The organism is Phormidium sp. CCY1219, from assembly GCF_035615515.1.
In the GTDB taxonomy this organism is placed as follows: domain Bacteria; phylum Cyanobacteriota; class Cyanobacteriia; order Cyanobacteriales; family Laspinemataceae; genus CCY1219.
This window is the reverse complement of the sequence record NZ_JAJENT010000015.1, coordinates 1-211: the sequence shown is the minus strand read 5'-3', so window position 1 is coordinate 211 and position 211 is coordinate 1. Positions and strand designations below refer to the sequence as shown.

Here is a 211-nt window from a genome sequence, read left to right as displayed (position 1 = left end):
CCTCAGCAGAACCAACCGAAACTGCGGACAATTCTGCAGAAGAAAACCCGGAACGAGTGGTGGCTGAAACCACCGACAATTCCACCTCTGAACCTGTGGAAGCGGTAACAGAAACAGCCGACACCACCGCCAGCGAAGAAACTGCCCAAAATCCCGAAACTTCATCGGTTCAAGAACCCGAATCATCGGAACCCGTCGAAACTGTAGAATC

Annotated in this window: 1 protein-coding gene; it reads left to right on the top strand. The window is 52.1% G+C overall.

Annotated features, from left to right (window positions below; translation table 11 throughout):
* Positions 1 to 211: hypothetical protein (locus LKK83_RS31705; protein ID WP_324628745.1), on the top strand; the 211-nt coding region annotated here is incomplete at both ends.